Origin of the sequence: Bilophila wadsworthia ATCC 49260, assembly GCF_000701705.1 — a bacterium.
Classification (GTDB): Bacteria; Desulfobacterota; Desulfovibrionia; order Desulfovibrionales; family Desulfovibrionaceae; genus Bilophila; species Bilophila wadsworthia.
Window position 1 is genome coordinate 1 of the sequence record NZ_JNJP01000090.1, and the last position, 13,995, is coordinate 13,995.

At 61.7% G+C, this 13,995-nt stretch carries 18 protein-coding genes; 17 read left to right on the top strand and 1 reads right to left on the bottom strand.

Annotation, left to right across the window (positions count from 1 at the left end; all coding sequences use genetic code 11):
* On the top strand, positions 1-247 hold a 247-nt coding region (locus T370_RS0118580; protein ID WP_029435553.1), incomplete at its 5' end, for an IS200/IS605 family transposase.
* 117 nt (positions 248-364) lie between these two features.
* On the opposite strand, the gene T370_RS0118585 is transcribed toward T370_RS0118580, so the two are convergent.
* Complete coding sequence (locus T370_RS0118585) at positions 365-697, bottom strand: helix-turn-helix domain-containing protein (RefSeq protein WP_029436631.1); 333 nt, start codon at positions 695-697, stop codon at positions 365-367.
* Positions 698-925: 228 nt separating this feature from the next.
* On the opposite strand from T370_RS0118585, the gene T370_RS0118590 reads away from it, so the two are divergent.
* The 16 genes from T370_RS0118590 to tnpA form a co-directional block, all read left to right on the top strand.
* The gene (locus T370_RS0118590; RefSeq protein WP_029436632.1) at positions 926-1,369 is read left to right on the top strand and encodes a MarR family winged helix-turn-helix transcriptional regulator; all 444 of its coding nucleotides are present in this window, start codon (positions 926-928) and stop codon (positions 1,367-1,369) included.
* A 49-nt stretch (positions 1,370-1,418) separates the two neighbouring features.
* Positions 1,419-2,039: a flavodoxin family protein gene (locus T370_RS0118595; RefSeq protein ID WP_005029556.1), complete on the top strand. Its 621-nt coding sequence runs from the start codon at positions 1,419-1,421 to the stop codon at positions 2,037-2,039.
* Between the two features lie 339 nt (positions 2,040-2,378).
* Complete coding sequence (locus tag T370_RS0118600; RefSeq protein WP_029436633.1) at positions 2,379-3,611, top strand: MFS transporter; 1,233 nt, start codon at positions 2,379-2,381, stop codon at positions 3,609-3,611.
* Between the two features lie 318 nt (positions 3,612-3,929).
* A complete protein-coding gene (gene phnC / locus T370_RS0118605; RefSeq protein WP_016360465.1) occupies positions 3,930-4,748 on the top strand; it encodes a phosphonate ABC transporter ATP-binding protein in 819 nt (272 codons plus the stop codon).
* Between the two features lie 22 nt (positions 4,749-4,770).
* Positions 4,771-5,736, top strand: coding sequence for a phosphonate ABC transporter substrate-binding protein (gene phnD / locus T370_RS0118610; protein ID WP_005029562.1), 966 nt, complete (start codon positions 4,771-4,773; stop codon positions 5,734-5,736).
* Positions 5,737-5,814: 78 nt separating this feature from the next.
* On the top strand, positions 5,815-6,606 hold the full coding sequence (phnE, locus tag T370_RS0118615; RefSeq protein ID WP_005029564.1) for a phosphonate ABC transporter, permease protein PhnE: 792 nt from the start codon (positions 5,815-5,817) through the stop codon (positions 6,604-6,606).
* On the top strand, positions 6,606-7,331 hold the full coding sequence (locus T370_RS0118620) for a DUF1045 domain-containing protein (RefSeq protein ID WP_029436635.1): 726 nt from the start codon (positions 6,606-6,608) through the stop codon (positions 7,329-7,331). Before phnE ends, T370_RS0118620 begins: the two co-directional genes overlap by 1 nt.
* Entirely contained in the window at positions 7,328-7,771 is a 444-nt protein-coding gene (gene phnG / locus T370_RS0118625; protein ID WP_005029568.1) for a phosphonate C-P lyase system protein PhnG, read from the top strand. The genes T370_RS0118620 and phnG overlap by 4 nt, the downstream gene beginning before the upstream one ends.
* On the top strand, positions 7,771-8,373 hold the full coding sequence (phnH, locus tag T370_RS0118630; RefSeq protein WP_034507061.1) for a phosphonate C-P lyase system protein PhnH: 603 nt from the start codon (positions 7,771-7,773) through the stop codon (positions 8,371-8,373). Before phnG ends, phnH begins: the two co-directional genes overlap by 1 nt.
* Positions 8,364-9,473 (top strand): carbon-phosphorus lyase complex subunit, encoded by a 1,110-nt coding sequence (locus tag T370_RS0118635; protein WP_029436637.1) that lies wholly within the window; start codon positions 8,364-8,366, stop codon positions 9,471-9,473. Before phnH ends, T370_RS0118635 begins: the two co-directional genes overlap by 10 nt.
* Positions 9,474-10,358 (top strand): alpha-D-ribose 1-methylphosphonate 5-phosphate C-P-lyase PhnJ, encoded by an 885-nt coding sequence (locus T370_RS0118640; protein WP_029436638.1) that lies wholly within the window; start codon positions 9,474-9,476, stop codon positions 10,356-10,358.
* A complete protein-coding gene (phnK, locus tag T370_RS0118645; RefSeq protein ID WP_005029574.1) occupies positions 10,355-11,140 on the top strand; it encodes a phosphonate C-P lyase system protein PhnK in 786 nt (261 codons plus the stop codon). The genes T370_RS0118640 and phnK overlap by 4 nt, the downstream gene beginning before the upstream one ends.
* A gap of 3 nt (positions 11,141-11,143) precedes the next feature.
* Positions 11,144-11,833: a phosphonate C-P lyase system protein PhnL gene (phnL, locus tag T370_RS0118650; RefSeq protein WP_005029576.1), complete on the top strand. Its 690-nt coding sequence runs from the start codon at positions 11,144-11,146 to the stop codon at positions 11,831-11,833.
* Positions 11,834-11,858: 25 nt separating this feature from the next.
* Positions 11,859-12,998: an alpha-D-ribose 1-methylphosphonate 5-triphosphate diphosphatase gene (locus tag T370_RS0118655; RefSeq protein WP_029436639.1), complete on the top strand. Its 1,140-nt coding sequence runs from the start codon at positions 11,859-11,861 to the stop codon at positions 12,996-12,998.
* On the top strand, positions 12,998-13,570 hold the full coding sequence (gene phnN / locus T370_RS0118660; RefSeq protein WP_029436640.1) for a phosphonate metabolism protein/1,5-bisphosphokinase (PRPP-forming) PhnN: 573 nt from the start codon (positions 12,998-13,000) through the stop codon (positions 13,568-13,570). Before T370_RS0118655 ends, phnN begins: the two co-directional genes overlap by 1 nt.
* Before the next feature lie 217 nt (positions 13,571-13,787).
* On the top strand, positions 13,788-13,995 hold a 208-nt coding region (gene tnpA / locus T370_RS0118665), incomplete at its 3' end, for an IS200/IS605 family transposase (RefSeq protein ID WP_029436641.1).

Sequence of the window (13,995 nt, forward strand, 5' to 3'; positions counted from 1 at the left end):
GATGAGTGTGTCGGGATTTATGGGGTATCTGAAGGGTAAAAGCGGCCTGATGCTGTATGAACGATTTGGCGATCTGAAGTTCAAATACCGCAATCGTGAATTCTGGTGCCGGGGCTACTACGTGGATACGGTAGGCAAGAACAAAGAGAAGATTAGGGATTACATAAAGAAACAGCTGGAAGAGGATAAACTGGGTACGCAGCTTTGCCTTCCCTACCCGGGTAGCCCGTTCACGGGCCGCAAGTAACAGAAATGCCGATGCCAGATTCGCTATGCGCCTGTTAGGGCGCTGCTGGTAACAGAGCCTTACAGGCGCAGATGAAGAACCACCGGCTAGGCCGGTGGGTTCTTTTTGCGAGGTATCCTACTTGTACTTGGACAAAAGAATTTTGTTGCAAGCATAGAATCGAAGTAGCTCGCTCTCTTTGCAGTTTTCCAACTGTGCAAGCAGATCTTTCCCGATGCCTTTCGGAGAACGCCTAATCTCCTCAAGCGCGAACAATTCTTTCACACGGAGAGACAATGCAGAAGCTATTTTTTCCAAGGTTGATAAAGTCGGATCGCTGAGGCCTCGTTCGATAGATTTGATGTGCCGCAAGGACAAACCGGATTTTTTCGCTAATTGTTCCTGTTTCAATTTTCGTGAGAGACGCAGCAAACGAATCGTTATCCCAAAAGATTTTTGACAGTTACCCATAGGCTCCTCCAATGGAGGAGAATAGCCTTGACCTGATAAGATTGTTAGCAACTACACTAGGTTTAACAGTCAGAAATAGAAAATATACATTCTGTTTTCTCATTCATACCATGCCGTTCTTGAGTTTTGCCTTGCCGGGAAAGTTTCAATTCTTCCCCTGAGAAGCTTCTCAAAGGATTGACGGCTTTTCAGGATCGGGCTATTTTCATGCATATACATGGAGTTTCTATGGAGTCCCTCACGAAGGAATACGCTTCTCCTGTCTGCGTCTGTATGCAGCTCCGCAAAGCCGGGCGTGTTGTTACGCAGATTTACGATCGCTGCCTGCGTCCCGTGGGCATCCGGGGAACACAGTTTGCGCTGCTGAAACGGATCGCCTGTATGCGTCGGCCGTTCATCACGGATATCGGCAAGGTGCTGTGCATGGATCAGACCACGGCGACCCGGAATATCGGGCTGTTGGAGCGGGCGGGGTTTGTTGCCGTTGGCGTGCATCCTGACGATGCCCGGAAGAAGGTGGTGGAACTGACGCCGGAAGGGCAGGGCAAGCTGGAGGAAGCCTTTCCCCTGTGGGAAGAGGCGCAACGGGAAATCAGGGAATACCTCGGCGACGACAGACTGGGCAATCTGTGCTCCCTGCTTCAGGTTCTGAGCGATTTCTCCAGCGAATGAAGTTTCTCGCTCCATGTACATCCTCAATAAAGGATAAAGGAGGCTTTTTATGAACGTACTGCTCATCAACGGCAGCCCGCACAAGAAGGGTTGCACCTACACCGCTCTCAGCGAAGTGGCAGGACAGCTTGAGAAAAACGGCATCGGCTCGAATATCGTGCACATCGGCTCGAAGCCCATTCGGGGCTGTATCGCGTGCGGCGCTTGCCGGGAAACCGGGCTGTGCGTGTTTGACGACGATCCGGTCAACGAGTGCTCAGGGCTCTTGAAGGCGGCGGATGGCCTTATCGTGGGGTCGCCCGTCTACTATGCGGCTCCCAACGGCGCGCTGTGCGCTTTCTTGGATCGCCTGTTCTATATGAAAAGCGGAGCCTACGCCTACAAGCCCGCTGCCGCCGTGGTCAGCTGCCGCCGTGGCGGGGCCAGCGCGGCTTTTGATCGCCTGAACAAATATTTTACCATTTCCTGTATGCCCATCGTGTCCTCGCAGTACTGGAACTCCGTGCACGGCAACACGCCGGAGGAAGTGAGGCAGGACAAGGAGGGTTTGCAGATCATGCGGACCCTGGGCGACAACATGGCGTGGCTGCTCAAGTGCATTGAGGCCGCCAAGGGGACCGTGCCCTATCCGGTGCGGGAGCCGTGGACACCCACGAATTTCATCCGTTAGGCTAAACAGCAAACACGACGACGGGTTCGCGCAAGCGGATCTTCGATACGGGCCCGCATTCCTCGGAGTGCGGGCTCTGCCGTCATGAAAGCGAAACAGAGGTATGCTTTTGTGGCTCCCGGCTGGAATAGAATGCCGTCCTCTGCGGGATGATGATTTTTCGGGAGCACGGCGGACAAATGGCGAGGCGGATTGGAGCGCTTCTCAAGATATCGTTTGCCGTCTGGGAAAAAGAACGCTACTGGATTCTAACACGTCAACGTTACGATTCTGTGACAATGCCGGTATGATAGGTTCCCCAAGGGGAACCGCCCGGGACAAGAGGGAAAGGGGCGGCACATGGCGGAGAAAGAACGCGCTTCTCGGCAGGTCATCGTTATTTCATTGATCACGGCGGCCTGTTTGATCGGCGACTCGATGCTGTACATCGTGCTGCCCATCTGTTTCGCTCAGGCCGGGCTGTCCTCCTTATGGGAAGTGGGGATTATCCTGTCGGTCAACCGGCTGGTGCGGCTCCCGCTCAATCCGATGGTAGGCTGGCTGTACCGCCATATCAGTGATCGGACCGGCATTTTCATCGCCACGGTACTCGCCACCATCACCACCTTCAGTTACGCCTTTGCGGACGGCTTTGCCGTCTGGCTTCTTCTGCGCTGCCTGTGGGGTATCGCATGGACACTGTTGCGGCTTGGCGGCTTCTATTGCATCCTGAATGTATCGTCCGACGATAATCGCGGCTATTTCATGGGGTTGTATAACGGCCTGTACCGGATCGGCAGTCTGGCGGGGATGCTCCTCGGCGGGATTTTCGCGGACTGGCTCGGTTTTTCCGTGACGTGCATGCTATTCGGCGCGTGTACCGCCGCGACTATTGTTCTCGGGTTCCTCTGTGTGCCGCGCGGAAACAGCGGCGTCCCGGCCGGAACGCAAGCCGAGGAGCGGTCTTTGACGTGGCTGTGGAAGGACGGCACGGTCCTGTGGGTCATGGCGACGGGGCTTGTCGTGGCGCTTATCTATCAAGGCCTGTACGCCTCCACGCTCAGCGAGCTCATCCGTATCCATTTCGGGAGCAGCGTTACCTTGCTCGGCGGGGTGGCCGTGGGCGCGGCAACGCTCGGGGGCGTCCTGCAAGCTATCCGCTGGGGGTGGGAGCCGTGGCTGGCCCCGGGGATCGGCGTATTGTCCGATCGCCGCTTCGGTCGGCGATCCATGATGGTGGTCTCGCTGGCGTTCGGGGTGGTCGTGTTCGGGCTCGTCGCCTTGCGCTTGCCCCTGCCGCTGTGGCTTGCCGTGTTGATCGGCATCCAGCTCACGGGGACGTCACTGACTACGATAGCCGATTCCGTGGCTTCGGATACGGCGTCCGTGCGGGGAGGGCGGGTATTTATGATGTGGTACTCGTTCGCCGTGGATCTCGGCGCGGCCCTCGGGCCGATCCTCGCCTACCTGCTTAATGACATGTGGGGGATGGATACGGCTTATGCGGGCACGGCGGTCCTTCTGCTGATCCTTGCCGTGAAGTGGTACTGGTCGGCTCCGCTGCTCAAACCCTTTGTCCGGCGCTCTGCCTGACGGGAAATGCGCCTTCCGGCGCGCGGCCGTTTTCATGGTTTTGGGGCTCGGCGCCTCCCGTGAAATCCCTTTCTTGCCGATAGATTCCACTGCCAATCGATGATGTACAATCCCGCTTCCGTTTTGTCCGGAGCGGGATTTTTTGTATGCGTTTGGGATGCATATATTGTTATTATTTAGGATTTATTACTTTTTTCTGCTTTGTAACACAATCTCCGCACAACCGTCTCTCCTTTTCTCCACGATCGACAAAAAGCGGACACGCCCGCGTCACACGGCTCCTCCACTATGCGCCCAACGACAAGTGAGGAGTTCAACATGATCCACATAGATACTCTCAGCAAAACGTTTTCAGGCGGGAAGGGGCTTGACCGGGTCAGCCTGCACATCAAGCCCGGCGAAATGGTCGCGCTCATCGGCTCGTCCGGTTCCGGAAAATCGACCCTGATGCGCCATATCGCGGGGCTCATGCCCGGCGACGCCGACGGCGGGCGGATCGAGGTCGCGCAGCACCTCATCCAGGACAGGGGCGTGATCAGCCGCGACATCCGAACCATGCGGGCGGAAATCGGCATGGTCTTCCAGCAGTTCAATCTGGTGGATCGCATGTCCGTTTTGCGCAACGTCATGCTCGGCGCGCTGTCGCGCACGGCGCTGTGGCGCAGCCTGCTGGGCTTCTTCCATGAAGAGGACGCCCGGCTTGCCTACAAGGCGCTGGCCCGCGTCGGCATCATGGAAAAGGCGCATCAGCGTACCTCCAACCTCTCCGGCGGGCAGCAGCAGCGCGCCGCCATTGCCCGCGCCCTTGTGCAGCGCGCCCGCGTCCTGCTGGCGGACGAGCCCATTGCCTCGCTCGATCCGGAATCGTCCCGCAACGTTATGGAAACGCTGCGCGATCTGAACCAGAAGGACGGGCTCACCGTGCTCGTGACCCTGCATCAGGTCGACTACGCGCTGTCCTTCTGCCCCCGAACCATCGCCTTGAAGCATGGCCGGGTCGTGTACGACGGGCCGAGCGCGGAACTGACCCCCGCCTTCCTCAAGCGGCTCTACGGTACGGAATGCGACTCCCTGTTCGCCCGCCAGGAAAGCGACATCCGGCGGAATCCGCCCCTGACGCAGGTTCAAGTGGCCTAACCCTCAACAACAAGGATTTGCCATGTTTTCACGTTTCCTGATCGCCGTTGCGGCGGCGGCCGTCGTCCTTGGCGGTTCCGTTTGTGCCAAGGCTGCGGAAGTCCTGAACTTCGGCATCATCTCCACGGAATCCTCCCAGAACCTCAAACAGTTGTGGGACCCCTTCCTCGCCGACATGGAAAAGGCCACCGGCTTCAAGGTCAAGGCGTTCTTCGCTTCGGACTACGCCGGGATCATTGAGGGGATGCGCTTCAAAAAGGTCGATCTCTGCTGGATCGGCAACAAGGGCGCCATCCAGATGGTGGACCGTTCCGACGGTTCCGTTTTCGCCCAAACCACGGCGGCGGACGGTACGGACGGCTACTACTCCTTGCTTGTGGTGAACAAGGAGAGTCCGCTCAAGAGCGTGGACGACGTGCTCAAGAACGCGGCTGGGCTTCGTTTCAGCAACGGCGATCCCAACTCTACCTCCGGGTTCCTCGTGCCCGGCTACTACGTGTTCGCCAAGAACAACGTCGACCCGAAGAAAATTTTCAAGAACGTGGTTGCCGCCAACCATGAGTCCAACGCGCTCGCCGTCGCCAACAGGCAGGTGGATGTGGCGACTTGCAACAACGAAGCCATCGGCCGCCTCGAAATCGCCCACCCTGAAAAGGCCGCGCAGATCCGCGAAATCTGGCGCTCGCCGCTCATCCCGAGCGATCCGCTGGTGTGGCGCAACAGCCTTCCCGAAAGCACGAAAAAGAAGATCGCCGATTTCATCTTCGGGTACGGCGTGAAGGGTGATGTGGCCCACGCCAAGGCCATCCTCGAAAAGCTCCAGTGGGGGCCGTTCAAGCCTTCGACCAACGCCCAGCTGGTTCCTCTCCGTCAGCTCGAACTGTTCCGCGAAAAGAGCAAGCTGCAGGCCAATGCCGAGATGCCTGCGGCGGAAAAGGCCGAGCGCATCAAGAAGATTGACGAAGCCCTCGACAAGCTGTCCCTGTAATACGCCTCGGCGGCGCGGAGGTTCCCGCGCCGCTTTTTCCCGGCGGGCCCGTACCGCCGGTTTTCCGAAAGGATTGCCATGAGTTCCGAATTTGCTCTGTCCCCTCCGCGCAAACGCCCTATGGAACTGCTGCGCCTCGTGGGTTGGGCCGTCGCGCTGGCGTTTCTCGTCTGGTCGTGGCGGGGGGCGGAAATGCGCCCCATGACCCTGATTACCGAGTCGGGCAACATCCTCACGCTGATTAAAGACTTCTTCCCGCCCGACTTCACGGACTGGCGGCTGTACGCCACGGAAATGGTCGTCACCCTGCAAGTCGCCATCTGGGGCACGCTGCTCGCCGTGGTCTGTGCCGTGCCGCTCGGCATCCTGTCTTCCGACAACATCGTGCCGTGGTGGGTCTACCATCCCGTGCGCCGCCTCATGGACGCCGCCCGCGCTATCAATGAAATGGTGTTCGCCATGCTGTTCGTGGTCGCCGTGGGCCTTGGCCCCTTCGCGGGCGTGCTGGCGCTGTGGGTACATACCACGGGCGTCCTCGCCAAGCTGTTCTCCGAGGCCGTGGAAGCCATCGAGCCGAGCCCGGTCGAAGGCGTGCGCTCCACGGGGGCCTCCTTCCTTGAGGAAGTCGTATACGGCGTCATCCCGCAGGTTTTCCCGCTGTGGATCTCCTATTCGCTGTACCGCTTCGAGTCCAACGTGCGCTCCGCCACCGTCGTGGGTATGGTCGGCGCGGGCGGCATCGGCATGGTGCTGTGGGAGCTGATCCGCAGCTTCGCCTTTGAGCAGACCTGCGCCGTCATGGCCCTCATCGTGCTGGTCGTGGTGGTCTTCGACATGCTCTCGCAGCAGCTGCGGAAGAGGGTGCTGTAATGCCCGCCCGCTATGCCGTGTACTACGCGCCTTCGGCGGGCGATACCCTGCATCAGGCGGTGACCCCGCTGCTGGGCCGTGATGCCCTCGGGGGCCTGAATGTGCCGCAGGCGACGCCTCCGGGTGTGGATCCCGTTTTTTGGAAGGCGGTCACCCGCGTTCCCGCCCATTACGGATTGCACGCGACGCTCAAGGCGCCTTTCGAACTCCGCCATTCGGGAATGGACAGCCAGCTGTTGCGCTCCACGGGTGAAGTGGCGTCCCGCTTCCTTCCCTTTGCAATTCCGTCCCTGTCCCTCGCCTATCTGGGCAAGGAGGAAAAAGGCTTTTATGCGCTCGTTCCCTCGACGAAATGCTCTCTGCTGTCCTTTCTGGAGCGCGCCTGTGTGATGGATCTGGATGCCTTCCGGGCTCCCCTGAAAACCGAGGATGTGGCCCGGCGCGGCCATCTGTCCCTTGAGGAACGCAGCAACCTGTATATGTGGGGCTACCACCGCGTCCTTGATTCGTTCCAGTTCCACATCACGCTGACCGACGGCATTGCCGACGCGGGATTGCGTGCGCTTGTGGGCGCGGGCCTGCGCAAGGCGCTGGAAGGCGTGCTGGACGCTCCGCTCCGTATCGATGCCCTGACCCTTTTCAAACAGGAAAACCGCAACCGGCCCTTTTCCGCCGTGGCGCGGCTTCCGTTCGCCAACGTACAGACTGCACAGGAAACAGCATGATGTCTCTCACCGTTCGACAAGAAAGGATGCGGCTGTTGGCCCTCGCATCCGTGGAGCGTCTCGAAGCGGGGCTCTCCGCCATTACGCCGCCGGATTACGAGGTAGTCCGCGGGCCGGAAACCGGGCTGGTCATGATCCGGGGCCGCGTGGGCAACACCGGCGACGCCTTCAATATGGGCGAAGCGCTTGCGACGCGCTGCGTGGTCTCGTTGAAGGACGGCTGCCTCGGGTATGCGTGGATTCTGGGCGAGGATGCCCGCCGCGCCGAGCTTGCCGCCCTGTACGACGCCCTCTGGCAGCGGGACGGCTATGCGGAACCCCTTGATCGGGAACTGCTCCCCGCGCTGGAAGCGGAACGCGCCCGCCGGGTGCGGGAGGATGCCGCCGCCGTCGAGCCTACCCGCGTTGATTTCTTTACGCTTGTCCGAGGAGAAGACTGATGCCGGCCTTTTCCCAACCCGTATTCGATATGCAGCGGGTGTTCCGCGTTGTGCTCGATGCCATGTCCCGTCCCGCGCGGCTTTGCCACCTGCCCGTATTCCCGCAGTCCGTGCCGGACGGCCTTTCGCCCGTGCTGGCGGATCTCGCCCTGACCCTGTGCGACGGCGAATCTCCGCTCTGGCTTTCTCCGGGCCTGCGGAAGGATGAAACGACAACGTGGCTCCGTTTCCACTGCGGCTGCCCGATCGTCGAAGAGGCGGACAAGGCGGCCTTCGCGCTGGTGGCGGACGCTTCCGAACTGCCGCCCCTGTCCGCTTTCGCGCAGGGCGTTCCCGCTTACCCCGACCGTTCCGCAACCGTCTTGCTTGCCGGTCTGGCCTTTGATGCGGGAACCCGTTTCCGTGGTTCCGGCCCCGGCATCTGCGGGGAAAGTACCTTCACCTGCACGTTGCCCGAAGATTTTGCGGAGCGGTGGCGCGAGAATACGTCGGGCTTCCCGCTCGGCGTGGACATGCTGCTGTGCGGCGCCGACGGCGTGGCCGGTCTGCCGCGCACCACGCGCCTTGAACGTCTGCCTCAGGAGAGTGCGTCATGTATGTAGCGGTCAAAGGTGGGGAAAAGGCCATTTCCGCCGCCCATGAACTCCTCCGCCGGGAAGGGCGGGGTGACCCCTCTGTCCCCGATCTGGGGATCGATCAGCTGATCGGGCAGTTGCGGCTTGCCGTGGACCGGGTCATGGCCGAAGGCTCACTGTATGACCGGGATCTCGCCGCGCTGGCCATCAAGCAGGCGCAGGGCGACTTGCTCGAAGCCGTATTCCTCGTCCGTGCCTACCGGACCACGCTTCCCCGGTTCGGCAGTTCGCTTGCCGTGGACACGTCAGCCATGCGCGTGCTGCGGCGCATTTCCGCCACATGGAAGGATCTCCCCGGCGGACAGATCCTTGGTGCGACGTTCGACTACACGCACCGCCTGCTGGATCGCACCCTCTCCCGCGCTGAAGCCGGAGCCGCCGGATCTTCTCCTCTTCCAGTAGAACCCGATACGGATTCCCCGCTCGGCGGGCCGTTGCCGCGTGCGCTCGACGCGCTGGTTGCGGAAGGGCTGCTCGAACGGCCCGAGCCGTCGGAGGGCGATGCCTGCCGCGACATCACCCGCCATCCTCTGGAACTGCCCGCCGATGCCCCGGCGGATCGCGGCGTGCGCCTTCAGGCGCTGGCCCGCGCCGACGAAGGGTTTCTGCTCGGCATGGCCTACTCCACGCAGCGCGGCTTCGGCGCTGTGCATCCCTTCACCGGAGAACTGCGCCGGGGATGGGTGGAAGTGTCCTTTTTCTCCGAAGAGCTCGGCTTCGATGTCGTTATCGGCGAAATCGAGCTGACCGAATGCGAAACCGTGAGCCGCTACACCGGGACGGCCCGCCCGCCGTGCTTCACGCGGGGCTACGGGCTGGTTTTCGGCAACAACGAGCGCAAGGCGCTGTCCATGTCCATCACGGATCGCGCCCTCCGTGCCAAGGAACTGGACGAACCCGTCGTCGGCCCGGCGCAGAATCCCGAATTCGTGCTCCTGCACGGCGACAACGTGGACGCCTCGGGTTTTGTCCAGCACATCAAGCTGCCGCATTACGTGGACTTTCAGGCCGATCTTTCCCTTATCCGCGGCTTGCGCGCCAAGCGGCAGAACGACAAGGATATCTAGATGCCACAGACCGACGTTTGCGCGGACGTGCCGCTTGAGGGCTATGCGTTCGCCTATCTTGACGAAACGACCAAACGCATGATCCGGCGGGGGCTCCTCAAGGCCGTTGCCATCCCCGGCTATCAGGTGCCGTTCGCCAGCCGCGAGATGCCCATGCCCTGCGGATGGGGGACCGGCGGGATTCAGGTTACCGCGAGCATCCTCGGCAGGGACGACGTGCTCAAGGTCATCGATCAGGGCTCCGACGACACCACCAACGCCGTGTCCATCCGGGATTTCTTCCGCAAGACCACCGGCGTCGCCACCACGACCCATACGGACGAGGCCACCATCATCCAGACCCGACACCGCATCCCCGAGCAGCCGCTCACCGAGTCGCAGATCATGGTGTATCAGGTGCCGCTGCCGGAGCCTCTGCGCTGGCTTGAGCCGAGCGAGCAGGAAACCCGCACCCTCCACGCGCTGGAGGAATACGGGATCATGAACGTCAAGCTGTACGAGGACATCGTGCGCCACGGGACCATCGCCACGGGCTTCGATTACCCCGTGCGCGTGGCCGGGCGGTATATCATGAGCCCTTCGCCCATCCCGCGTTTCGACAACCCCAAGATGCACCAGTGCCCGGCGTTGCAGCTCTTCGGGGCTGGGCGCGAAAAGCGGCTGTACGCCATCCCGCCGTATACCGACGTGGAAAGCCTCGATTTCGAGGATTACCCCTTTACCGTGCAGTCGTGGGACGAGGCATGCGCCATCTGCGGCTCCACGGACACCTATCTGGATGAAGTCATCCTCGACGATCAGGGGAACCGCATGTTCGTATGTTCCGATACCGACTGTTGCGCCCGCCGCGCCGCCGAACGGGACGGGCAGGGAGGCGCGCAATGAAAGACTGGAACGCCGCCCCCATCCTGTCGGCCCGGAACCTGACCCGCCGTTACGGGGAGCATATCGGCTGCCGTGACGTCTCCTTCGACCTCTGGCCCGGCGAAGTGCTCGGCATCGTGGGCGAATCCGGGTCGGGCAAAAGCACGCTCCTGAACATGCTTTCGGGACGCATGGAACCGACCTCCGGAACGATCGCCTACCGCGACGCCGCCGGGCGTGAGCGGAACATCCACGCGCTGCCGGAAGGCGAAAAGCGCCGCCTCCTGCGTTCCGAACTCGGATTCGTGCACCAGCGCCCCTCGGACGGCCTGCGTATGCAGGTCAGCGCCGGGGCGAACATCGGCGAACGGCTGATGGCCGAAGGCGCGCGACATTACGGCACGTTGCGCGGCAGGGCCCTGCAGTGGCTGGAGCGGGTGGAGATCGACGCCGGGCGCATTGACGACAAGCCCGCCCTCTATTCCGGGGGAATGCAGCAGCGCCTGCAAATCGCCCGGAACCTCGTCACGTCGCCGCGTCTGGTGTTCATGGACGAGCCCACCGGCGGCCTTGACGTGTCCGTACAGGCCCGTCTGCTCGACCTCTTGCGCCATCTCGTGCTGGACATGGATCTGGCGGTCATCCTCGTCACCCACGATCTCGCCGTGGCCCGCCTGCTCTCGCACCGGCTCATGGTCATGTACCGGGGGGAGGTCGTGGAAACGGGGCTCACCGATCAGGTGCTCGACGATCCGCATCACGCCTACACGCAACTCCTCGTCTCTTCCATCCTGCAAGGGTAAGCCATGAACACTCCCATCATCGAAGTCCGAAACCTGAGCAAGACCTTTGTGCTGCACCAGCAGGGCGGGGTGGCGATCGAGGCCCTTTCCGGGATCAGCTTTTCCGTGGACGCGGGCGAGTGCGTCGCCCTGCACGGGCCGTCCGGCGCGGGCAAGTCCACGCTCCTGCGCGCCCTCTACGGCAACTACCTCCCCACGGGCGGCTCCATCCGGGTCCGCTGCGGCGGGGAGGATGTGGACATCACCAGCGCCGATCCCCGGACCGTCATCCGGCTGCGGCGGGGCTGCATCAGTTATGTCAGCCAGTTCCTGCGGGTTATCCCCCGCGTGAGCACGCTGGATCTGGTCGCGGAGCCGCTGCTTGAGGCGGGCGAAGGGCAGGCCGCCGCCCGCAGCCGCGCCGAAGGGCTGCTTGCCCGGCTGAACCTGCCCGAACGCCTGTGGCACATCGCGCCCGCCACGTTTTCCGGCGGCGAGCAGCAGCGGGTGAACATCGCGCGCGGCTTCATCCGCCCGTCCCCCATTCTCCTGCTCGACGAGCCCACGGCCTCGCTGGACGGCGCGAACCGGCAGGTGGTCATCGATCTGATCCGCGAAGCGCGCGGGAACGGGGCCGCCATCGTGGGCATTTTCCACGACGACGTGGCCCGCGAAGCCGTGGCCGACCGCACCATCCCCGTCAGGCGCCCGTAACCTTTTTCATCAAGAGCATACAGCCATGAACGAAACCGTATTCACCAACGCCAGGCTGATCACCCCCGACGCGGTTGTCGAAGGCACCCTCGTCGTCCGCGACGGGCGCATCGTCTCTCTCGACAACGGCGCGAGCTCGCTCGCGGAACGCATCGATCTGGAAGGCGACTACCTGATGCCCGGCCTTGTGGAGCTTCACACCGACAACCTCGAAAAGCATTTCATCCCGCGCCCCAAAGTGCTCTGGCCTCAGGGCGTGCCCGCCTTTTTCGCCCATGACGCCCAGATCGTCGCGTCCGGGATCACGACCGTTTTTGATGCCCTGTCCGTGGGCGAGTACCACGACAAAGGCCGTATCGCCATGCTCGGCAAGGCCGTAGGCGCGCTGAACAGTTGCCGCTCCACCGGGAAGCTCCGGTCCGAACACCTGCTGCACCTGCGCTGTGAAGTGGCCGATCCCCGGATGCAGGATCTTTTTTTCCCGCTGTCCGATACGCCCGCGCTCAGCCTCGTGTCGCTCATGGACCACACGCCGGGCCAGCGCCAGTGGCGCGATACCTCTTCCTACCGCACCTATTACAGCAACATCGCCTCGTGGACGGATGAGGAGTTCGAGCAGGTCGTCGAACGCCTTCAGACCGCGCGCGACGGCTGCGCGGAGGACAATGCCGCGTCCGTTATGGCTTTCTGCCGGGAGCGAGGCCTGCCGATGGCGAGCCACGACGACACGCTTGTGGAACACGTTGAAGAAGCCCTCGGCAACGGCATCGCCATCAGCGAGTTCCCCACGACGATGGAGGCGGCGCGCCATGCCTCCGAAAACGGTATGCTCGTGCTCATGGGAGCGCCCAACGTGGTGCGCGGCGGGTCGCACTCGGGGAATATCTCCGCGCTGGAGATCGCGCAGGCGGGGTATCTGGGGAGCCTCTCCTCGGACTATGTGCCCATCAGCCTTCTTGAAGCGGCGTTTGCCCTCAGCGAAGGCGGGTATATGTCCCTTCCGGCTGCGGTGGGGCTCGTGACCGCCAATCCCGCCGAAGCCGTGGGCCTCACGGATCGCGGCAGCCTCGAAGTGGGGCGGCGGGCGGATCTCGTGCGCGTGAGCATGGTTGAGGGGCAGCCCGTGGTTCGGAATGTCTGGCGGGAAGGCGCGGAGGTTTTCTGATGCGGCAGGGCCAGCTTGTTTACGTCATGGGCGCTTCGGGCTCGGGCAAGGACAGCCTGCTGCAGGCTTTGCGTCCCCGTTTGCGGGGGGTCCCGGTGGCCTTCGCCCGGCGGTACATCACGCGGCCCCTCTCTGCTAAGGGCGAACGCCATATCGCCGTTTCCCCGGAACGGTTCGAGGCTATGGCGGCGTCCGGGGAGTTCGTGATGGACTGGCGAAGCCACGGCCTCCGGTACGGCATCGGGAAAGGCGTAGAAACAACTCTCGCCCACGGAGGCATGGTGCTTATGAACGGCTCGCGGGAGTATCTGCCCGAAGCGCTCCGCCGTTTCCCCAGCCTCGTCCCCGTGCTCGTGGAAGTGGACGCTTCCGTACTTCGGGCGCGTCTGCTGGCGCGGGGCCGGGAGCCGGGCGGGGATATTGAGGAGCGCATTGCCCGGGCTTCGATGCCTGCTGAATATCCGGACGGGGTGCTCCGTATCGATAACTCCGGTGAACTCGCGGAGTCGACGGCGGCTTTTTACCGGATGGTTGCGCGGTTGATTGAAGAAAAAACGGATTTTCGTCAGTAAAACGGATCGGGAATCCTATCCCGGCAATTCATATTGTTACCGAACGGAAAAGGAAGCGGCAGCTTCCTTTTTTCTTGTATAAAAAGAAAACCTCCCGCTAGGCGGGAGGTTCCGAAAAGCTTACAGCTTTGCATATGTTATAAAAACTCCTTTTGATTTGTTAGTAAAGCTTGCGGTCTGGCAACTGCAAGCGGCAACAAATCAAAAGGAGGTCACAATGAGTGACGTTCAAAGTTTAGCCCACACAAAATGGAACTGCAAATACCATGTGGTATTTGCCCCCAAATATCGCAGGCAGGTTTTCTATGGGGAAAAGAAGCGTGAGATCGGCGAGATATTGCGCAGGCTTTGTGAATGGAAAGGAGTGACAATTCTCGAAGCGGAATGCTGCCCGGATCATGTATATATGCTGCTGGAGATACCAC